Raw genomic sequence first — 19206 nt, 5'->3', positions numbered from 1 at the left:
CATAGCGGCACAATGCTGGCACCTTGCCAAAACTGTTTCCGCTATCAGAGAAGACCTCCATGGGTGCCTGGCTTAGCAACATCTCGCTGAAATACAAATTCTGGGCGGTCAACGCGGTCGCCTTCGTCACCACCCTGCTGTTGGTGCTATATGCCGTTCAACTCGAACAGCAGGCGCGCAGTCACGCGGCCCAATCGTCGGCGCAAACTCAGGCGCAGTTGCTCAAGGCCTGGCCTGCCGGGCAACCGCTGCCCAAGGCCGAGCAAGTGCTGACGTTTAAACGCGGCGAAGTACCGCGCCTCAACGATCAGCCGCTGCTGGAGATCACCGAAAGCAATGGCTGGCACGAGATCAATCACCTGCCATTGTTCGGCGACAACCTGCTGATCGGCGCCGAAGTTTTCAGCCGCGCCGACGGTCAGCAAGTCGCGGTCGTCGCTTATGGCCCCAGCCTGACTCAAGTGTTCGGGGAGCGCTTCGCCAATTACGCGGTGGCGGTGTTCATCCTGATGCTTGCCATGCTTGGCGCTTCGCAACTGCTGATCCGCTTCCTGCTCAGCCAACTGAACACGTTGAAAGACGTGATGCTGCACGTTGAAAAAAGCGGCGACCTCTGCGCCCGCGTGCCGCTGGCCGGCAAGGATGAAGTCGGGCAGATGGCCAATGCGTTCAATGCAATGCAGGCCGGTTATCAGCGCGTCGTCACCACTGTCGCCAATACCGCACGGCAACTGGATGTCGGGGCTGCGCGCCTGGCGTCGAGCATGAACGAAGTGCGTCACGGCATGCTCGGCCAGCAGAGTGAAACCGATCAGGCGGCCACGGCGATCAACGAAATGACCGCCACCGTTTACCACATCGCCCAGCACGCCGGCGCCACCCGCGATCTGTCACAAACCGCCGATGCCCTCGCCGGCAGCGGCCAGCAAGTGGTGGCACGGGTTCAGCATTCGATTACCGGCCTGTCCAGCGGCGTGCAGCAGACCGCGCAGATGATTCAACGGCTGGCCGAGGACAGCCAGAAGATCAACGGCGTGGTCGGCGTGATTCACAGCATCGCCGAGCAAACCAATCTGCTCGCGCTCAACGCCGCCATCGAGGCGGCCCGCGCTGGTGAGATGGGCCGTGGGTTTGCGGTGGTCGCCGATGAAGTGCGCAACCTGGCCAAACGCGTGCAGACCTCCACCGACGAGATCACCAGCATGGTGTCGGCGTTGCAGGCCGGCACGCGTGATGCGGTAGATTTCATGCAGGAGAGTTCGTATAAGGCTGACGATTGTGTGCAGCAGGCGCAGGAAGCGGGCGAGGCGCTGGCGGAAATCACTGGAGCGGTGGCGCAGATGCGTGAGAGCAACACGCAGATCGCGGTCGCGGCAGAGCAGCAAAGTCAGGTCGCCGAGGAGATGAATCGGGCGGTGGTGAGCATTCGCGATGTGACCGAGAACACCGTGCAGCAGACAGTGGATTCGGCGACGACCAGTAATGAGTTGGCGACGTTGGCGGGGGAACTGAGCAAAGCCATTGGACAGTTGAAACTCTGAGGGCCCATCGCGGGCAAGCCCGCTCCCACAGGGATCTTTAGCGGACGCAAATTATGTGAACACCGCTCAATCCTGTGGGAGCGAGCTTGCCCGCGATGGCGTCAGCCCGGTCAATATCAATTCCTGCGATGAAGCCTATCGCGTTCATAGCCAAGCTTGATTCGCCGCCCTTCACGCCCCGGCCTATTCTTCAGCCATGTGTTCAACACGGATCGAGGAGTAGCAGACATGGGCAAACGTCACCCCAACCTTCCCGCGTGGCAATGGCGCGCGCACCCGGACAATCAACAGCATCCGACCCATCAGGTGCTGCACTTGATCGCAGTGCCGTTGTTCATCGTGGCGTTTCTGTTGATCGTTTCCGGTGTGTTCAGCCTGAGCCTGGTCAGCGTGGCCATCGGTGTGATTGGCATCGTCGCGGCGCTGGGTTTACAGCGCCACGGTCACCACCTGGAAGCGTGAGCGCCAGCGTCGGCATCGAGTCAGGCAAAGATCGTGACAGTCTGGCGACTCATGGCGATCAGTTCCCCTTGCGCGCTCCACAGCTTGGCGGCGACATGGCCGTAACCGTCGGCGGCGTACTCGATGTCTGCCAGATATTGGCACCAGTCCAGCGTACTCAAGTCGCGTAGCGGCTGAACGAATTCGATGGTCCAGGTCAACGTGCTGCCCGGTGCAGGCTTCTTCAGATACGGCAACAGCGCGGGTGGCCACGCATCCACCAGCGCCAGCAGATGCGCTTCACTGACCGGCTCTTCTTTCACATCCCCACGCAGACGTACCCAACCGCCCATCAGCCGCGATGGGGTGCCGGTGAACGGCATGCCGCCGTTGGTCCAGCGCATCGCCAAGTGTCGCATGAACTCCGGGGTCACGCCTTTGATGTACGGCAACTCCTGGCATTCGTCCCAGTGCTTCATTTGCGGCGCGGGATAAGCTTCCACCGCTACCTCTGATGGTCGTGAGGCACCAAAGCTACCCTGGACGATCGTCACCACCTGACCGTTCTGCATCGCCCGGCCCAGCACCTGGCTGACGGCTTTGCCTTCTCGCAGAACATCGACTTCGAATTGCACCGGCACTTCGGGCTCGACCGGGCCGACAAAGGTGATCGCGAGCGAACGCACCGGGCGATCCGCCGGCACCCTGGCGCGCATGGCCTCGTATTGCAGCGCAGCCACCAGGCCACCGAAACTCGCGCGGCCCTGACCCCATTCGGCGGGAATGGTCAGTTCCGGACCACGACGGACCGCATCAAGCAGATCGCTAAAGCGCATGGCAACCTCAAAAAACGAAAAATGAATGCGAGGATCTTAACCAGCCACGCAAAGCGCCGCAGCGTCTATTCCGGTCAAATGGGCAGACAGATAGGCCTTACGCCGATTTCAAACCCAATGAAAAACCCCTGTAGGAGCTGCCGAAGGCTGAGATCTTTTGATTTTTGGTTTTTAAAAACAAGATCAAAAGATCGTCCGATCGCGGCCCGAGCCTTCGGCAGCTCCTACAGGGGGATTGCGGGATTATTTGAAGCAGGTTGCGCTGAGTTTTTCGAGCACCCGATCTGCCTTGGCCTCAGACTTGATCATCGTTGCCTGCCAAGTCGCGACACACGGCTGAAGGTCCGGTTCCAGCTCGGCCCGCGCCAGCCACTGCCAGCAATCGTGCCAATCACCCAAGGCCCCTTGCGCGGACTTCAGCCGCTCCAGCGCTGACTCGGGCAAGCGATCCAGTTCGGGATAAGCTTCGATGCCATAACGCACACGTTTGATCAGCAGGCGCAGACGATGCCGGTCATGGGCCGGATCGTGCAGCGCTTCGTCGAGTTTTTCCCATTGTTTGCCGAGGCGTTTTTCGATGCGCTTGCCCAGACGCTTGAGCAGGCCCTGACGCTGCGAGGCACGCAAGAAGCGCGGAAAAGCGTCGAGGATCATCAGCAGCGAGGCCACTTCCTGGCTCGCCGCCAGCGCCGGGTAGGCTTCGGCCATCTGCGCCATGCGTCGCTGTGCGGCTTCGGGTTGATCGTGTTCGAGCAGATACGCCGCCAGCACCTCGCGATCACGCCACGGAGTGGTCAACTGACCGACCGCCGACGCTGCGTCTTCCAGTTGCTCGACACCCGGCAAGCCGCGCAACGGCCGCAACAGACTGCGCAAGCGTCGCACCGTGGTGCGCAGATCGTGCAGCGCCTCAGGGTCGGTACGCGCGGTGAGGCGCGCCTGACAGGCCAGCAATCGTACTTCCAGGCTCAGGACATGAGCCACCAAGCCGCCAACCAACGCAGACATCACTTGCTCCCTGATTCAAAAAGCCTGTCGACCGAGTCTGCAATGTCGCAGCCTCAGCCGACTTGTGCCAAGTCAGCAGCTTAGCGGCCGGCGCGGGATTCGCGAATATAGAAACGCGCCTTCTCGGCCTTGTTCGCACAGCCTTCGAAGCCTTCGAATTGTTGCTGGGTCTTGGCGGCCGTCAGCAATGACAGCGCTTTGGAATAACTCACGGTGCCGGCAAAGCCTTCGGCCTTGGCCAGGTCCAACTCATGCCACGCGGTGTCGAGCTGGCTGCCGCAGCTGTCGCGGTAAGCGGTTTTACCGGCGCAACCGGCCAATGCCAGGGCCAACAACGGTACACAGATCCAGGCTTTCATCACTCACACCTCAAAGATAGGTCAACAGTCGTGCTGGTAAGACGATAAGGCTGCGAAAAAGTGCCTTGCCGCCCCATGAATAGGCGATGGCCAGAGGATAGCGCCGAGTGGTCACACAGTATCGAAAAAACGACGTCATCGGCGCGCTGAACGACCTCGGCGATTGAGCCCCCTGCCCGATGGGTGCATTGTGCAACCTTGTCGGGAGGAAGTTTGATGAAAAAGCGTGTCGCACTGGTGCTGGGCTCCGGTGGCGCCCGGGGTTACGCCCATATCGGAGTCATTGAAGAGATCGAACGACGCGGTTATGACATCGCCTGTATTGCCGGTTGTTCGATGGGCGCGGTGGTTGGCGGGATCTACGCCGCCGGCAAGCTCGATGAATACAAGAACTGGATCGAAAGCCTGGATTACCTCGACGTGCTGCGCCTGGTGGACGTGAGTTTCCGCCTCGGCGCGATTCGCGGCGAAAAGGTCTTCGGTCAGATCCGCAAGATCGTCGGCGATATCAACATTGAAGACCTGCGTATCCCTTATACCGCGGTCGCGGCCGACCTCACCAACCAACAGGAAATCTGGTTTCAGGAAGGCTGTCTGCATCAGGCCATGCGCGCTTCGGCGGCGATTCCCAGCCTGTTCACCCCGGTGATGCAAGGCAACCGGATGCTGGTTGACGGCGGGATTCTCAACCCGCTGCCGATCGTGCCGGTGGTGTCGAGTCATTGCGATCTGATCATCGCGGTCAATCTCAACTCGACCAACCAGCGGCATTACAAGTTACCGGTGATCCAGCGCCCGCCCGCCTTCCGCTCGCGGTTCGACAGCCTGATCAATTCGCTCGGTTCAAAGATGCCGTTCCGTCGCACCCAGGCCGAGAAGATGTTGAAACTGGAGCAGGAAGCGCTGCGCGCGCAGGCCGCTGAAATCAATCCCTGGATTGAAGGCGCCGAACCGGAAAACCAGCAACCGGCAGCCGCCCCGGAGCGTGAAGGCGCACCGAAATCCGCAACCGGTTCATTCATCATCGATAACGTGGGGCCGGCGTCATTGCTGGACTTGATCAACCAGAGTTTCGAGGTGATGCAGACCTCGTTGGCGCAGTACAAGATTGCAGGGTATCCGCCGGACATCCTGATCAACGTGCCGAAGCGGGTGTGCCGGTTTTTCGAGTTTTACAAGGCGCCGGAGTTGATCGCGCTGGGAAGGGAAATTGCGCGGGATACCCTGGATCGGTATGAAGAGGAGCAAAACAGAGAACCCTGAAACTCTCTGCTGAATGCCAGGCCCTCATCGCTGGCAAGCCAGCTCCCAAAGTGTTTAGTGTGAAAGACAAGCTCAAACACACCCGAGAAACCTGTGGGAGCTGGCTTGCCAGCGATTAGGCCAGAAAGGACAACATAAAATTCAAAGGGTGTTGTCGCTAATCAGCCGATACCCGACCCCCGCCTCTGTCACGATAAACCGTGGCCGCGTCGGATCATCCGCCAGTTTCTGGCGCAAATGCCCAACCACGATCCGCAGGTAATGACTGTCCTCGGTGTGCGTCGGCCCCCAGATATCCTTGAGCAATTGTTGCTGGGTGATCACCCGTCCCGGATGCCGCGCCAGTTGTGCCAGCACCGCATATTCCTTGCGGGTCAGCGCCACTTCGACGCCATCAAGCAATACCCGTCGATAGGCCAGGTCCACCGTCAGCGGGCCGAAATTCAGCGCGGCCTGCTGCGCTTCTCCCACTGGCGCCTGACGCAACAACGCGCGCACCCGCGCCAGAAACTCCTGAATGCCGAACGGTTTGGTCACGTAGTCGTTGGCGCCACCGTCCAATGCCTCGACCTTCTGCCCTTCGCTGGCGCGCACCGACAGCACCAGCACCGGCGCCGTGGCCCACTCGCGAAATTCACGCAGCACTTGCTGGCCGTCCATGTCCGGCAGGCCGAGGTCGAGCACCAGCAGGTCCGGTTTATTCAGCGCGGCTTGCGCCAGGCCCTCGGCGCCGGTACCGGCCTCGAGCACTTTGTAGCCTTGTGAAACGAGGCTGATGCGCAAGAACTTGCGGATCTGCGGTTCGTCGTCGATGACCAAAATGGTCGCGGTCTGGCTCATGAATTCACATCAACACAAAAGATTGGCAAGAGAGTAGCGCAGTCGGATTCAGGCTTCATCGTCCATCCCCGGTTGCGCCTGCAATGGCAGGTGCAAGGTGATGCAGGTGCCGCGCCCGTCAATGCCATCGGCAACGCTGATTCGTCCGCCATGCGCACCGACCATGCCCTGACAAATCGCCAGGCCGAGGCCGGTGCCCTGGCCGCCGCGATCACCGCGTGCGGCGGTATAGAACATATCGAAAATCTTCGCCCGCTCGTCTTCGGGAATCCCCGGTCCTTCGTCGCTGACCGAGAAGTAAATTTCGTTGTCGTTCGCGCCGGCATTCAACTGCAATCGGCCGTTGGGTGGCGAGAAACGCGCGGCGTTTTCCAGCACATTGACCAGCGCCTGCTCGATCAACGCCGCGTGCACGTACAGCAACGGCAACTCGGCTGGCACCTCAGTGCTGACCTGCAACGGCGCGAGCACTGCGCGCAGACGATTGAGCGAACTGCCGACGATATCGGCCGGCGACACCCAGTCGCGCGCGAGTTTCAGCGCGCCATGGCCCAGGCGCGTCATGTCGAGCAGGTTCTGGATGTAGCGGTCGAGGCGCTCGGCTTCATCACGGGTGCCTTCGAGCAGCTCGCGGCGATCCTCCAGCGGGATCGCTTCGCCGAGGGCCAACAAGCTGTCGATGCTGCCGCGCATCGACGTCAGCGGCGTGCGCAAATCATGGGAAACCGAGGCCAGCAGCGCGCTGCGCAATTGCTCGGTTTCGCCGTGCAAGCGCGCCGCTTCCAGATCATCCGCCAACTGCGCGCGAGCCAACGCCTGTGCCAGTGGCTGACTGAGCGCGGTGAGCAAACGACGACGCTGGCCGCTCAAGGTCTGGCCCTCTTGGGCGCACACCCCGAGCAGCGCCAGCGGACCGTCCTCGACCGACAGCGGCCACCACCACCAGCGACCGAACGGCAGCGTGCCGGTGCCCACCCCGGCCGGTTGATCGTGCTGCCAGGCCCAATCGGCGGCAGCGCGTTCGGACTCGGTGAATTGCAGCGGCCCACCGGTTTCAACTTTCCAGCCAGCCTGCCCGTCGCGATTGAGCAAGCAAATTTGCAGATCGCTCCAACCATTGAGGTGCTGCGCGGCAGCATTGACCACAGCCTGGCGGTCGGTGGCGGCGGTGAGTTTGCGCGACAGGTCGAGCAGCTCGGAGGTTTCTTCCTGGGTGTCGCGCAACGCCTGCAATTGCCGACGCTGACGCGCAGCCAGGTTGCCTGTGAGCGCCGCCATCAACAGAAAGAACAGCAAGGTCAGCACGTCCTCTTCGCGCTGGATGCTGAACGAAAAATTCGGCGGAATGAACAAAAAGTCGTAGGTCAGAAACGACAACGCCGCGCAGGCCAGCGCCGGGCCGAGACTGCTGCGTACCGCCACCAGCAGCACGGCCGCCAGGAATACCAGCGAGATGTTCGGCAGCGGCAAAACACTCGATACTGCCCACGCCAGTGCAGTGGCCAACACCGTGGCGACCAGCGCCAGCATGTAGTCGAACCAAACCAGTGTCAGTGGATTTCGAGTACGCGGTTGATCCTGTTGTTGATCGCTGTCGAGGACGTTGATTTCCAGCCCATGAGCCTGACGCAACAACCGCGCGGCCAGCCCTCCACCGAACAGACGACGGCGCAATCGTGGCCGGGACTGGCCCACCAGCACCAGACTCGCGCGGCGCTCGGAAGCATGCTGGATCAGGGTTTTCGCCACCTCGCCGGCGCGCAGCAACACCACTTCGCCACCGAGACGTTCGGCGAGTTGCTGAGCACTTTGCAAACGCAAACGTGATTGCTCGTCGCGCACGCTGCCGTTGTCGACGTGCACCAGACTCCACGGCAAATGCCGGCGCTGTGCAACGCGGCTGGCGTGACGCACGAGACGTTCCGCCTGGGCATCGCCATCAATGCCGACCAGCAAACGTCCGCGCACCGCCGGCGCGGCCTGACCCATTTGGCGATAGCCTTGGGCGAGGTCGTTATCGACTTGCGCCGCTGCCGTTTGCATCGCCAGTTCGCGCAATGCGGTGAGGTTGGTCTGGGTGAAAAATGCATCGATTGCCGCCCGCGCCTGCTCCGGCACATAGACCTTGCCTTCGCGCAGTCGCTCGAGCAATTCGCGCGGCGGCAGGTCGATCAGCAACAACTCAAAGGCTTCTTGCAGTACCCAGTCCGGCAGGGTTTCGCGCACCTGCACGCCGGTGATGCCGCGCACCTGATCGTTGAGGCTTTCGAGGTGCTGGACGTTGACCGTGGTGTAAACATCGATGCCGGCGGAGAGCAGTTCCTGAATGTCTTGCCAGCGTTTCGCATGGCGACTGCCGGGGGCGTTGCTGTGGGCCAGTTCATCGACAAGGACCAGCTTCGGTTTGGCGGCGAGGAGGCCGTCGAGGTCCATTTCTTCGAGCATCACGCCACGGTATTCCGAGCGCACCAGAGGCTGCTGCGGCAAGCCGCCGAGCAACGCTTCGGTTTCGGCACGGCCGTGGGTTTCAACGACGCCGGCGATGACTTTCACACCTTGGCGCAGTTGAGTGTGGGCGGCCTGGAGCATGGCGTAGGTCTTGCCGACACCGGGCGCGGCGCCAAGGAAAACCTTGAGCCGGCCTCGGCCGTCGCGGGGCAGGTCTGCTAACAGTGCGTCGGCGCGGCCGGAGTCGCTCATGCTTGAAGTTCTCTCTTGCTGATGGTTATGCAGTGTTCTAGTGGCCCTCTTCGCGAGCAGGCTCGCTCCCACCAGGAGTATGCAGTCCCCTGTGGGAGCGAGCCTGCTCGCGAATGGCCGCGCCGCCGATTCAGAGTTTTTCCAGTGCCATATTCAACTCAAGCACATTCACCACCGGCGGTCCCACCAGCGGCCGCTCGATGTGCGCATCAAGCAGTTGCTGCACGGTCGATACCGGCAGGTTACGCGCTTGCGCGACACGCGCCAGTTGATAGGCAATTGCCGCCGGAGGCAAGTGCGGATCGAGGCCGCTGCCGGAAGTAGTCAGCAGCGCCAGCGGCACCGGGCCTTGACCTGGAACCTGCAACTTGTTGGCGTCGTCGATTACGCGGGTGGCCAGTGCCGGATTGCTTGGCGCCAGGTTGCTTGCGCTACTGGAAACAGTGGCAAAGGCGCCGGCCGATGGGCGCGGATGGAACCATGCATCGCCGACAAAATCCTGGGCGATCTGCGATGAACCGCGGACCTTGCCGGCGGCGTCGTGCACCAGGCTACCGTTGGCCTGCTCGGGAAACGCGACCTGCGCGACGCCCGTGACGACCAGCGGATAGGCAACGCCGGTGACCAGGGTCATCAGCACCAGCAGGCTCAGGGCCGGACGTATCATTGTGGACATTTCATAATCCTCGAATTCGTTGGGCAAACTTTTGGTGGCGTGTCAGGGAAATTTCTTCCCCCTCACCCCAGCCCTCTCCCCCAAGGGGGCGAGGGGAAAGGGAGCCGATCCATGTGTTTTTCAAGACCTGAGTTCGGCTCGGTATCTCAGGTCGGCGTAACTCGCCAAAACACCTCAATCAGTCCCCTCCCACCCCGGGAGAGGGTTAGGGTGAGGAGCTCTTCAGCCTCACACCAGATGCAGCGCCGTCAGCAGCATGTCGATCGCCTTGATCCCCACGAACGGCACCAGAATCCCGCCCACGCCATAGATCAGCAGATTGCGTCGCAACAACGCCGCCGCACTCGCCGCTTGCACGCGCACACCGCGCAGAGCCAGCGGAATCAGCACTACGATGATCAACGCGTTGAACACAATGGCCGACAGAATCGCGCTCTGCGGACTGCTCAGGTGCATGATGTTCAGCACGCCCAGTTGCGGGTAGATCGAGGCGAACAACGCCGGCAGAATCGCGAAATACTTGGCGATGTCGTTGGCGATGGAAAAGGTCGTCAGCGCACCACGGGTCACCAGCAATTCCTTGCCGATCTGCACCACGTCCAGCAGCTTGGTCGGATCGCTGTCGAGGTCAACCATGTTCGCCGCTTCGCGTGCGGCTTGCGTGCCGTCGTTCATCGCCATGCCGACGTCGGCCTGCGCCAGCGCCGGGGCGTCGTTGGCGCCGTCACCGCACATCGCGACCAGACGACCGTCGTTCTGCTCGAGGCGAATACGCGCCAGTTTCTTTTCCGGGGTGGCTTCGGCGAGGACGTCATCGACGCCCGCTTCAGCCGCAATCGCAGCAGCGGTCAGCGGGTTGTCGCCGGTGACCATCACCGTGCGAATCCCCAGTTTGCGCAGCTCGGCAAAACGCTCGCGGATACCCGGCTTGACCACGTCCTTGAGGTGGATCGCGCCGAGCAGTTTACCGTCGACACAGACCAGCAACGGCGTGCCGCCGCTCTGGGCGATTTTGTCGATTTCCCGCGACAGGGCCGGGGCCAGATCGGTGCGTGGTTGACCGATGAAACTCAGCAGCGAATCCACCGCACCTTTGCGATAGATGCGGCCCTGGTAGTCGACACCGGACAAGCGGGTTTCAGCGCTGAACGGCACAACAGTCAGGGTTTGCGGCGAAGGCTCAGGTTGCGGATGCAGACCGCGCAGGTACTCGACGATGGATTTGCCTTCGGCGGTTTCGTCACCCAGCGACGCGAGCAACGCACCTTCGGCCAAGTCACGGCCCGTCACGCCAGGCGCAGCATACACAGCACTGCAACGACGGTTGCCGAAGGTGATGGTGCCGGTCTTGTCGAGCAGCAGCACATGCACATCGCCCGCGGCTTCCACTGCGCGACCGGACTTGGCAATCACGTTCAGGCGCACCAGACGATCCATCCCGGCGATACCGATCGCCGACAGCAGGCCGCCGATGGTGGTCGGAATCAGCGTCACCAACAGCGCTACCAAAAACACCAGCGGCAGGCTGCCGTTGGCGAAGTGGGCGAAGGGTTGCAGGGTCACCACCACCAGCAGAAAGATCAGCGTCAGACCGATCAGCAGGATATCCAGCGCGACTTCGTTCGGGGTCTTCTGGCGTTTGGCGCCTTCGACCAAAGCGATCATGCGGTCGAGAGTCGATTCACCGGGGTTGGCGGTGATCTTCACCAGCAGCCAGTCAGACACCAGTCGGGTGTTGCCGGTGACCGCCGAGCGGTCGCCGCCGGACTCGCGAATGACCGGCGCCGATTCACCGGTAATCGCCGCTTCGTTGACCGCAGCAATGCCTTCGATGACTTCGCCGTCACCGGGGATCATCTCCCCCGCTTCGACGCGAACCACATCGCCCTTGCGCAGACTTGTCGCCGGCACAACCTGGAAGCTGCCGTCAGCCTGTTTGCGTCGAGCGCTTAAGCCTTCGCTGCCAGCCTTGAGGCTGTCGGCGCGGGCCTTGCCGCGACCTTCGGCCAAGGCTTCGGCGAAGTTGGCAAACAACACGGTGAACCATAGCCACAGGGCAATTTGCGCAGCGACGAACGTCGGCACATCAGCATCGGGAATGAAGCACAGCACTGTGGTGAAAATCGCGGTCAGTTCAACCACCAGCATCACTGGCGAGCGCTTCAGTTGCCGAGGGTCGAGTTTGACGAAGGCTTGCACCAGCGCCGGACGCCACAGGGCCGAGATCGCGGTTTTCGCTTGTTCCGGTGCTTTGGCGGCAGCGGGTTTGATTGCGGGCATATTCATCATTGACTCCTTAGAAGCCCAGGCTCAGGTGTTCAGCGATTGGACCCAACGCCAGAGTCGGCAAAAAGGTCAGGCCGCCCACCAGCAAAATGGTCACGGTCAACAGGGTCACGAACAGCGGGCCGTGGGTCGGGAAGCTGTTCTGGCCGATCGGTGCGGTTTTCTTCATTGCCAGGCTGCCGGCCAGGGCCAGAACCGGAAGGATGTAGCCGAAGCGACCGATCAACATGCCCAGGCCGAGCATCAGGTTGTGGAACGGCGTGTTCGCGCTCAAGCCGCCAAACGCCGAACCGTTGTTCGCACTGGCCGAGGTGTAGGCGTAGAGCAACTGGCTGAAACCGTGCGGGCCGGGGTTGCTGATGGTGGCCGCAGGGCCTGGCAGGGTGGCGGCGATCGCGCCGAGTACCAGCACGCCGACCGGCATCACCAACAGCGTGACCACGAGCAATTGCACTTCTCGCGCCTGGAGTTTTTTACCCAGGTATTCCGGCGTACGGCCAATCATCAGACCGGCGAGGAACACCGCGATCAACACGTTGAGCAACATGCCGTAAAGCCCAGCACCGACGCCGCCGAAGATCACTTCGCCGACCATCATGTTGACCAGCGCAACCATGCCGCTCAGTGGATTGAGGCTGTCGTGCATGCCGTTGACCGAGCCGTTCGACGCCGCCGTGGTGGTCACCGACCACAGCACAGTGGCGGTGGTGCCGAAGCGCGCCTCCTTGCCTTCCAGCGGTGCGGTCTGTTCGACGGCAGCGTTGTTCAGGGTCGGATTCGGCTGGTACTCAGCCCACAGCGAAGTCGCGCCGCCGATCAGGAACAGCGCCAACATGCAGGCAATGATCGCGCGGCTCTGACGCAGGTCCTTCACGTAATGGCCGAAAGTGAACACCAGCGCCGCCGGGATCAGGATGATCGAGGCAACTTCGAACAGGTTGCTCCACGCGGTCGGGTTCTCGAACGGATGCGCCGAGTTGACGCCGAAGAAGCCACCACCGTTGGTGCCCAGTTGCTTGATCGCAATCTGGCTCGCCGCCGGGCCGAGCGGGATCACTTGATCAACGCCCTGCAGGGTCACCGCATTCACATACTGCGCGAAGGTTTGCGGCACGCCCTGCCAGACCAGATACAGCGCCAGCAGCAGGCACAGCGGCAGCAAGCCGTAGAGGGTGGCGCGGGTCATGTCGACCCAGAAGTTGCCCAGTGTCTTGCTCGACTTGCGGCCGATGCCACGGCACAAAGCGACCAACACGGCGAGGCCGGTGGCGGCGCTGACGAAGTTCTGCACGGTGAGGCCGACCATCTGGCTCAGGTAGCTGAGGGTCGCTTCACCACTGTAGGACTGCCAGTTGGTGTTGGTCATGAAACTGACCGCGGTGTTGAACGCCTGAGTCCATTCCTGGCCCGGCAGGTTCTGCGGGTTCAGCGGCAGGTGATCCTGGAACAGCAGAATCGTGAACAGCAGCAGGAAACCGGCAAGGTTGAAGGCCAGCAGCGCCAGCGTGTACTTCTGCCAGCTCTGTTCATCCTGCGGATTGACCCCGGCCACGCGAAAACAGCCGCGCTCGACCGGACCGAGAATCGGCGTCAACCAGGTACGCTGGCCTTCCATCACTTTGTAGTAGAAGCGCCCGAGGAACGGCGCCGGCAGCAAGACCAACGCGAAGAACGCGAGGATCAGCCAATAGTCATAACTGTGCATAGCCGCTCCTAGTTCCGATCCGCGCGCAACAGCGCAACCAACAGATAAATGAACAGCCCCACTGCCAATAGCAGTGACACCCCGTCCAGAACGCTCATGGAAGATCTCCGTGTTACGGCGTATTGCCGCGTGTGGAGTGATTGTCGGGAAGGAGGCTGTAAAGGAACGAGAGCGAGGGTGCGCGCGGGGCATAAAGAAAGCGTAAAGAGTGGGTTTATGCGTTCGTTACAGCCAGGTTTTGCGCTGGCTGGGCCGGCCTCATCGCGGGCAAGCCCGGCTCCCACAGGTTTCGCGGTGAAAGCAGATTCTGCGGTCTACACAAAACCCTGTGGGAGCGGGCTTGCCCGCGATGGCGGCATTACAGACTCCATCGCACCCGACTGGCGCACAAAAATGCCAACATCCACCGCCGAACATCCCCGATACGACAGCTTTCAGCTCTTTACGACCCGCCAATACAAAATGGCACGCCCACTGCAAACGCCCTTCCCCGAGCTTTCCAACCGTTCAGGGAGCAAACGCATGAACACACAACTCAAACCCACGCTGGGCACGCTGCACTTGTGGGGTATCGCCGTGGGGCTGGTGATTTCCGGGGAATACTTTGGCTGGAGTTACGGCTGGGGCGTGGCCGGGACGCTAGGTTTTCTGGTGACCTCGTTCATGGTCGCGACCATGTACACCTGCTTTATCTTCAGCTTCACCGAACTCACCACCGCAATTCCTCACGCTGGCGGGCCGTTTGCCTACAGCCGTCGAGCGTTTGGTGAAAAAGGCGGATTGATCGCCGGGCTGGCGACGCTGATCGAGTTCGTCTTCGCTCCACCGGCGATTGCGCTGGCCATCGGTGCCTATCTGAATGTGCAATTTCCGGCGCTTGATCCGAAACACGCGGCAGTCGGTGCGTACATCGTCTTTATGGGATTGAACATCCTTGGGGTGAAACTGGCGGCGACCTTCGAGTTGATCGTCTGCGTGCTCGCCGTCGCCGAACTGCTGGTGTTCATGGGCGTCGTCGCTCCGGCCTTCAGCTTCAGTAACTTCGCGCTCAATGGCTGGGCCGGTTCGGACGTTTTCGGTGCGCCAGCGATTGCCGGGATGTTCGCCGCGATTCCGTTCGCCATCTGGTTCTTCCTCGCCATCGAAGGCGCAGCCATGGCCGCCGAAGAAGCCAAGGACCCGAAACGCACGATCCCCAAGGCTTACATCAGCGGCATCCTGACTCTGGTGCTGCTGGCAATGGGCGTGATGTTTTTTGCCGGCGGCGTCGGCGACTGGCGCACCTTGGCCAACATCAACGACCCACTGCCGCAAGCGATGAAAACCGTGGTCGGCGATAATTCCGGCTGGCTGCACATGCTGGTATGGATCGGCCTGTTCGGTCTGGTGGCGAGCTTTCACGGGATCATTCTTGGCTACTCGCGCCAGTTCTTCGCCCTCGCCCGCGCCGGCTATCTGCCCGCATCGCTGGCGAAACTCTCGCGCTTCCAGACGCCGCACCGGGCGATCATCGCCGGCGGCATCATCGGCATCGCGGCTATTTATAGCGATGGCCTGATCAACCTCGGCGGCATGACCCTCACTGCCGCGATGATCACCATGGCGGTGTTCGGCGCGATCGTGATGTACATCATGAGCATGCTCAGCCTGTTCAAACTGCGTAAATCCGAGCCTAACCTTGAGCGCACCTTCCGTGCGCCGTGCTATCCGCTGATCCCAATGATTGCATTGGTACTGGCGGTGGTGTGTCTGGTGGCGATGGCGTGGTTCAACACACTGATCGGGCTGATATTCCTCGGTTTCATGGCGGTGGGGTTTGGTTATTTCATGCTGACTGGCCAACTGCGTGCCAACGCACCGGCCGACGCGATGCTCACGGGTCATTGAGGGATTGATCGGGTGCACCGGGCATAACGGGCCTAGAATGGAACCACTGCGAGTTAACTTCGCTCAAAAGTTGTATGCAGCGGTTAACGGCGAAATCCTCGCCCACCGATCTGCCTTTAAGGAGAGCCGTTATGCCTTGGTATGCCTGGTTGATTCTTGTCGTTGCAATCGGCTCGATCGTGGGCGGGTTGATGATGTTGCGAGACACCGCCAACAAGGTCGAACTGACCGACGAAGAACGCAAACGCGTCGCCGCACGCAATGCCGAGGCGGACGCGAAAGAAGCCCAAGACCGCTAAAGAAAAAACCCCGCCTAACTGGCGGGGTTTGTTTTTCAGATCCGTATCTGCCCTTCTGCGTGTTTTTTAGAAGTAGAAGTACAGTCACCATTTAATTTTCCATGGTTAATATGCGGGTATTGTTGCGGAGAGATCCAGATGCGTTACTCGCAGGACCATAAAGCCCAAACACATCAACGAATAATCAAGGAAGCCTCGGCGCGATTCCGCAAGGATGGAATCGGTGCGACCGGCCTTCAGCCGTTGATGAAAGCGCTGGGGCTGACCCACGGCGGTTTTTACTCGCACTTCAGATCGAAGGACGAGTTGGTCGAAAAGGCACTGCAAGAGGCAGGCGACCAGGTTGATGGGTTATGCGCTGAAATTTTTGCCCAAGAACATCCGCTGCAAGTGTTTATCGACACTTACCTGTCCGAATGGCATCAGACATCGCCACATGAAGGTTGCCCCCTCCTTACCATCTCTGCGGAACTGGGGTTGCGTGGACAACCCAGTCCAACCAGTGACGCCGTGCTCAACGCACGACTGAATCAGATCGAAGACACCCTCGAAGGTGACAATGGCGCCGACCGGGCCATCGTCATCATGTCGACCCTGGTTGGCGCTTTACTGCTGTCACGCAGTGTCTCGGATACCGAGTTCGCTCAACGCATCCTCGATGTCACCCGCGAGCACCTCAAACAATCCAAAGACTAGGCCTGCCAACGCTTGAACAACACGCTGGCATTCACCCCGCCAAAGCCGAACCCGTTGGATAACGCATATTCGATCGGCATCGGCCGGGCCTGGCCATGGACGATGTCCACGCCTTCGCTGGCAGGATCCGGATTTTCAAAGTTGAGCGTCGGCGGCACCACTTGGTCGCGAATTGCCAACAACGTAAAGATCGCCTCAAGTCCACCCGCAGCACCCAGCAAGTGGCCGGTGGCGGATTTGGTCGAGGTCACGGCGATTTTGTTCTCTGCACCAAACAACGCCTTGATCGCCGCCAACTCGCCAAGGTCGCCAACCGGCGTGGACGTCGCGTGAGCATTCAGATGCTGGACCTGATCCGGCGTGATACCGCCCTGAGCCAGAGCCAGCTCCATTGCCCGCCGTGCACCACTGCCGTCTTCCGGCCCAGCGGTCAGGTGATAGGCATCGGCCGTGGTGCCGTAACCGACCAGTTCCGCCAGGGGCTGCGCGCCACGGGCCAAGGCATGTTCAAGAGACTCGATCACCAACAGGCCGGCGCCCTCGCCCATGACAAAACCATCACGTCCACTGTCGAATGGACGTGAGGCTCGCTGTGGAGTGTCGTTGTAACCACTGGACAGCGCCCGCGCAGCCGCGAAACCGGCAAGGCTGACTCGATCGATCGACGCTTCCGCCCCGCCGCACACGGCGATATCGGCTTCACCGGATCGAATCAATCGTGCCGCATCACCAATCGCCTGAACGCCGGCAGCGCAAGCAGTCACTGGCGCCCCCAACGGTCCTTTGAGGTGGTGCTGAATCGATACGTGCCCGGCTGCCAGATTGACCAGAAACGACGGAATGGTGAACGGCGACAAACGACGCGGGCCACGACTATCAGTCGTACGCACGGCATCAGCAATCGCACCAAACCCACCGACACCGGAACCGATGATTGTCGCGGTGCGCTCCTGATCAGAGGCATTTTCCGGATGCCAATCAGCCTGCTCTAGCGCCTGCCGCGCGGCCTCCATGGCAAACATGATGAAGCGGTCCATCTTCTTCTGTTCTTTCGGCGCGGTGGCGCGATCCGGGTCAAAACCGGCCTCGGCGTCTTCTTCCAGAGTCGGCACTCGGCCGCCAACACTCGTGGGCAAGTCAGCGACCACTGCTTCAGGCAAATTGCGCAACCCGGAACGCCCCTGCAGCAAACGTTGCCAAACAACCTCAACACCGCTGCCCAAGGGTGAAACCAGGCCCATGCCCGTGACGACTATTCGACGCTGATCCATACCGCATGTACCTCCAACTGATTCAGAAAATCTTACTTGTAACGGCTGGCAGCCGAACTGCGGGACAGGTTAGGCGCCATCACCAGCCGCGCAGCCACAAAGGCTTGCCACTCACCCGCATCCGGAAGGGACGGGATGGTAATGAGCTCGCCCTGATCCAGACCTGCCAGCGCGGCATCGACCATCTCGCCAGCCTCCATGACCATTTCGGCCGGGATGCCGCTGGCATCGATTCCGGAACGCTCCCAGATTTCAGTGCGGGTAACGCCGGGCAGCACCGCCTGGACTTTTACACCGGTGCCGTCGAGTTCAGCGTTCAGCGATTGGGTAAGGCTCAGCACATAGGCTTTGCTGGCGCTGTAAGTGGCGTTGAAACGCTCTGGAAACAGCGCCACGACCGAGGCAATGTTGATGATCGTGCCGCGACCCGCCTTGGCAAAACTCGCTGCAGCGGCCGATGCCAGACGGGTGACGGTGGTGACGTTGAGCTGGATCAGCCGCTCAAGATTCTCTAAATCTGCATTGGCCAACAGACCGTCAGCCGCAACGCCGGCGTTGTTGACCAGCAGGCTGATGCTCGAATCACTGCGCAGACGCTGCTCGAGTTTGAGCACGTCATCCTTTTGCGTCAGGTCCGCCTTAAGCACTTCGACCTGAACACCATGGGCGTCACGCAGCTTGCTTGCGGCACTGTCCAGACGCTCTTGGTCGCGGGCCACTAACAACAAGTCAAAACCGCGCGATGCCAACCGCTCTGCGTAAATCGCTCCGATACCAGAGGATGCGCCAGTGACGAGAGCGGTACCTTGGGACGCAACAGAATTCATGACAGGACTCCTGGAATGCTTGAGAGATAGCCCTCTAGATCGGGTTGATACAGAGCGCGTGGAAATTATTATAGGCATAATCTCAACACAATATTATAGCCGTAATTTTTGGCTATCCGACGGGCGTGCTCTTGGTTTCCTCAGTCAAACGCCTTACCAGAAAAACAAAAAGGCCGGTCAATGACCGGCCCCTTGGCGTTGAACAATCAGCTTAGTTCACTTCCAGCTTGTCGCGATTGCGATCCAGGATCGCCTTGCCGATACCCTTGACTTCCAGCAACTCGTCCACGGATGCGAACGGCCCGTTTGTTTCACGATATGCAACAATTGCTTTGGCTTTGGCCTCGCCTACACCCGACAGTTCCTTTTGCAGCGTTGCCGAGTCGGCCTCGTTGAGATTGATTTTTGCACTTTTCGAAGACGCCGCAGCGTCGATCACGATCGACGCTTCTGGCGGCACAGGCGGGGAGACAGGCGCCGCAACCACCGCAATAGAGGCGCTAGTGAGCAGAGCAAACATCAGGGAATAGAAATAACCAGTACGCATTAGTGACGCTCCATCATCATTTGA

The 19206-nt window shown here is 60.7% G+C and carries 17 protein-coding genes and 1 pseudogene; 6 read left to right on the top strand and 12 right to left on the bottom strand.

Annotated features, from left to right (window positions below):
- The first annotated feature begins 59 nt into the window (after positions 1 to 59).
- Positions 60 to 1541 carry a methyl-accepting chemotaxis protein gene (locus AB4P92_RS24750; RefSeq protein WP_200616731.1) on the top strand — a complete coding sequence of 494 codons (1482 nt, stop codon included), beginning with the start codon at positions 60 to 62 and terminating at the stop codon, positions 1539 to 1541.
- A gap of 228 nt (positions 1542 to 1769) precedes the next feature.
- Positions 1770 to 2000, top strand: a pseudogene (locus AB4P92_RS24745) (terminase); the annotation flags it as partial.
- 23 nt (positions 2001 to 2023) lie between these two features.
- Here the strand turns inward: AB4P92_RS24745 and AB4P92_RS24740 are convergent.
- The 3 genes from AB4P92_RS24740 to AB4P92_RS24730 form a co-directional block, all read right to left on the bottom strand.
- Entirely contained in the window at positions 2024 to 2818 is a 795-nt protein-coding gene (locus AB4P92_RS24740) for an acyl-CoA thioesterase II (protein ID WP_261736393.1), read from the bottom strand.
- Between the two features lie 243 nt (positions 2819 to 3061).
- Complete coding sequence (locus AB4P92_RS24735) at positions 3062 to 3826, bottom strand: CHAD domain-containing protein (RefSeq protein WP_395598307.1); 765 nt, start codon at positions 3824 to 3826, stop codon at positions 3062 to 3064.
- Positions 3827 to 3906: 80 nt separating this feature from the next.
- The gene (locus AB4P92_RS24730; RefSeq protein ID WP_042560325.1) at positions 3907 to 4185 is read right to left on the bottom strand and encodes a hypothetical protein; all 279 of its coding nucleotides are present in this window, start codon (positions 4183 to 4185) and stop codon (positions 3907 to 3909) included.
- A gap of 216 nt (positions 4186 to 4401) precedes the next feature.
- Between AB4P92_RS24730 and AB4P92_RS24725 the strand changes: the two genes are divergently transcribed.
- Positions 4402 to 5448 (top strand): patatin-like phospholipase family protein, encoded by a 1047-nt coding sequence (locus tag AB4P92_RS24725; protein ID WP_042560326.1) that lies wholly within the window; start codon positions 4402 to 4404, stop codon positions 5446 to 5448.
- A 141-nt stretch (positions 5449 to 5589) separates the two neighbouring features.
- On the opposite strand, the gene AB4P92_RS24720 is transcribed toward AB4P92_RS24725, so the two are convergent.
- The 6 genes from AB4P92_RS24720 to kdpF form a co-directional block, all read right to left on the bottom strand.
- On the bottom strand, positions 5590 to 6288 hold the full coding sequence (locus tag AB4P92_RS24720) for a response regulator (protein ID WP_042560327.1): 699 nt from the start codon (positions 6286 to 6288) through the stop codon (positions 5590 to 5592).
- A 48-nt stretch (positions 6289 to 6336) separates the two neighbouring features.
- Positions 6337 to 8988 (bottom strand): sensor histidine kinase KdpD, encoded by a 2652-nt coding sequence (locus AB4P92_RS24715; protein WP_042560328.1) that lies wholly within the window; start codon positions 8986 to 8988, stop codon positions 6337 to 6339.
- A gap of 130 nt (positions 8989 to 9118) precedes the next feature.
- Positions 9119 to 9664 (bottom strand): potassium-transporting ATPase subunit KdpC, encoded by a 546-nt coding sequence (gene kdpC / locus AB4P92_RS24710; RefSeq protein ID WP_042560329.1) that lies wholly within the window; start codon positions 9662 to 9664, stop codon positions 9119 to 9121.
- A gap of 228 nt (positions 9665 to 9892) precedes the next feature.
- On the bottom strand, positions 9893 to 11950 hold the full coding sequence (kdpB, locus tag AB4P92_RS24705; protein ID WP_395598306.1) for a potassium-transporting ATPase subunit KdpB: 2058 nt from the start codon (positions 11948 to 11950) through the stop codon (positions 9893 to 9895).
- A gap of 10 nt (positions 11951 to 11960) precedes the next feature.
- The gene (gene kdpA, locus AB4P92_RS24700; protein WP_047302405.1) at positions 11961 to 13655 is read right to left on the bottom strand and encodes a potassium-transporting ATPase subunit KdpA; all 1695 of its coding nucleotides are present in this window, start codon (positions 13653 to 13655) and stop codon (positions 11961 to 11963) included.
- An 8-nt stretch (positions 13656 to 13663) separates the two neighbouring features.
- On the bottom strand, positions 13664 to 13753 hold the full coding sequence (kdpF, locus tag AB4P92_RS24695; protein WP_007899818.1) for a K(+)-transporting ATPase subunit F: 90 nt from the start codon (positions 13751 to 13753) through the stop codon (positions 13664 to 13666).
- A 424-nt stretch (positions 13754 to 14177) separates the two neighbouring features.
- On the opposite strand from kdpF, the gene eat reads away from it, so the two are divergent.
- The 3 genes from eat to AB4P92_RS24680 all read left to right on the top strand — a co-directional run bounded on the left by eat (position 14178) and on the right by AB4P92_RS24680 (position 16537).
- On the top strand, positions 14178 to 15542 hold the full coding sequence (eat, locus tag AB4P92_RS24690; RefSeq protein WP_047302406.1) for an ethanolamine permease: 1365 nt from the start codon (positions 14178 to 14180) through the stop codon (positions 15540 to 15542).
- Positions 15543 to 15673: 131 nt separating this feature from the next.
- On the top strand, positions 15674 to 15841 hold the full coding sequence (locus tag AB4P92_RS24685) for a DUF2897 family protein (RefSeq protein ID WP_080896048.1): 168 nt from the start codon (positions 15674 to 15676) through the stop codon (positions 15839 to 15841).
- 138 nt (positions 15842 to 15979) lie between these two features.
- The gene (locus AB4P92_RS24680) at positions 15980 to 16537 is read left to right on the top strand and encodes a TetR/AcrR family transcriptional regulator (RefSeq protein ID WP_261736398.1); all 558 of its coding nucleotides are present in this window, start codon (positions 15980 to 15982) and stop codon (positions 16535 to 16537) included.
- Here the strand turns inward: AB4P92_RS24680 and fabF are convergent.
- The 3 genes from fabF to AB4P92_RS24665 form a co-directional block, all read right to left on the bottom strand.
- Positions 16534 to 17808: a beta-ketoacyl-ACP synthase II gene (gene fabF, locus AB4P92_RS24675; protein ID WP_042560334.1), complete on the bottom strand. Its 1275-nt coding sequence runs from the start codon at positions 17806 to 17808 to the stop codon at positions 16534 to 16536. The two genes, AB4P92_RS24680 and fabF, sit on opposite strands and share 4 nt — an antisense overlap.
- 32 nt (positions 17809 to 17840) lie before the next feature.
- Entirely contained in the window at positions 17841 to 18635 is a 795-nt protein-coding gene (locus tag AB4P92_RS24670; RefSeq protein WP_042560335.1) for an SDR family oxidoreductase, read from the bottom strand.
- Between the two features lie 211 nt (positions 18636 to 18846).
- Positions 18847 to 19182 (bottom strand): helix-hairpin-helix domain-containing protein, encoded by a 336-nt coding sequence (locus tag AB4P92_RS24665; RefSeq protein ID WP_042560336.1) that lies wholly within the window; start codon positions 19180 to 19182, stop codon positions 18847 to 18849.
- Positions 19183 to 19206: the final 24 nt, after the last annotated feature.

Origin of the sequence: Pseudomonas sp. A0308, assembly GCF_044218815.1 — a bacterium.
GTDB classification, from domain to species: Bacteria; Pseudomonadota; Gammaproteobacteria; order Pseudomonadales; family Pseudomonadaceae; genus Aquipseudomonas; species Aquipseudomonas iridis.
Note: the sequence above shows the minus strand (reverse complement) of the source record. Positions and strands in the feature narration are given on the sequence as shown.

Excerpts from the sequence above, each read along its gene's own strand:
- AB4P92_RS24735 (WP_395598307.1), bottom strand. The coding sequence starts at position 3,826 with ATGTCTGCGTTGGTTGGCGGCTTGGTGGCTCATGTCCTGAGCCTGGAA.
- kdpB (WP_395598306.1), bottom strand. The coding sequence starts at position 11,950 with ATGAATATGCCCGCAATCAAACCCGCTGCCGCCAAAGCACCGGAACAA.
- AB4P92_RS24740 (WP_261736393.1), bottom strand. The coding sequence starts at position 2,818 with ATGCGCTTTAGCGATCTGCTTGATGCGGTCCGTCGTGGTCCGGAACTG.
- eat (WP_047302406.1), top strand. The coding sequence starts at position 14,178 with ATGAACACACAACTCAAACCCACGCTGGGCACGCTGCACTTGTGGGGT.
- AB4P92_RS24725 (WP_042560326.1), top strand. The coding sequence starts at position 4,402 with ATGAAAAAGCGTGTCGCACTGGTGCTGGGCTCCGGTGGCGCCCGGGGT.
- AB4P92_RS24665 (WP_042560336.1), bottom strand. The coding sequence starts at position 19,182 with ATGCGTACTGGTTATTTCTATTCCCTGATGTTTGCTCTGCTCACTAGC.
- AB4P92_RS24685 (WP_080896048.1), top strand. The coding sequence starts at position 15,674 with ATGCCTTGGTATGCCTGGTTGATTCTTGTCGTTGCAATCGGCTCGATC.
- kdpF (WP_007899818.1), bottom strand. The coding sequence starts at position 13,753 with ATGAGCGTTCTGGACGGGGTGTCACTGCTATTGGCAGTGGGGCTGTTC.
- fabF (WP_042560334.1), bottom strand. The coding sequence starts at position 17,808 with ATGGATCAGCGTCGAATAGTCGTCACGGGCATGGGCCTGGTTTCACCC.
- AB4P92_RS24720 (WP_042560327.1), bottom strand. The coding sequence starts at position 6,288 with ATGAGCCAGACCGCGACCATTTTGGTCATCGACGACGAACCGCAGATC.
- kdpC (WP_042560329.1), bottom strand. The coding sequence starts at position 9,664 with ATGTCCACAATGATACGTCCGGCCCTGAGCCTGCTGGTGCTGATGACC.
- AB4P92_RS24680 (WP_261736398.1), top strand. The coding sequence starts at position 15,980 with ATGCGTTACTCGCAGGACCATAAAGCCCAAACACATCAACGAATAATC.
- kdpA (WP_047302405.1), bottom strand. The coding sequence starts at position 13,655 with ATGCACAGTTATGACTATTGGCTGATCCTCGCGTTCTTCGCGTTGGTC.
- AB4P92_RS24670 (WP_042560335.1), bottom strand. The coding sequence starts at position 18,635 with ATGAATTCTGTTGCGTCCCAAGGTACCGCTCTCGTCACTGGCGCATCC.
- AB4P92_RS24750 (WP_200616731.1), top strand. The coding sequence starts at position 60 with ATGGGTGCCTGGCTTAGCAACATCTCGCTGAAATACAAATTCTGGGCG.
- AB4P92_RS24715 (WP_042560328.1), bottom strand. The coding sequence starts at position 8,988 with ATGAGCGACTCCGGCCGCGCCGACGCACTGTTAGCAGACCTGCCCCGC.
- AB4P92_RS24730 (WP_042560325.1), bottom strand. The coding sequence starts at position 4,185 with ATGAAAGCCTGGATCTGTGTACCGTTGTTGGCCCTGGCATTGGCCGGT.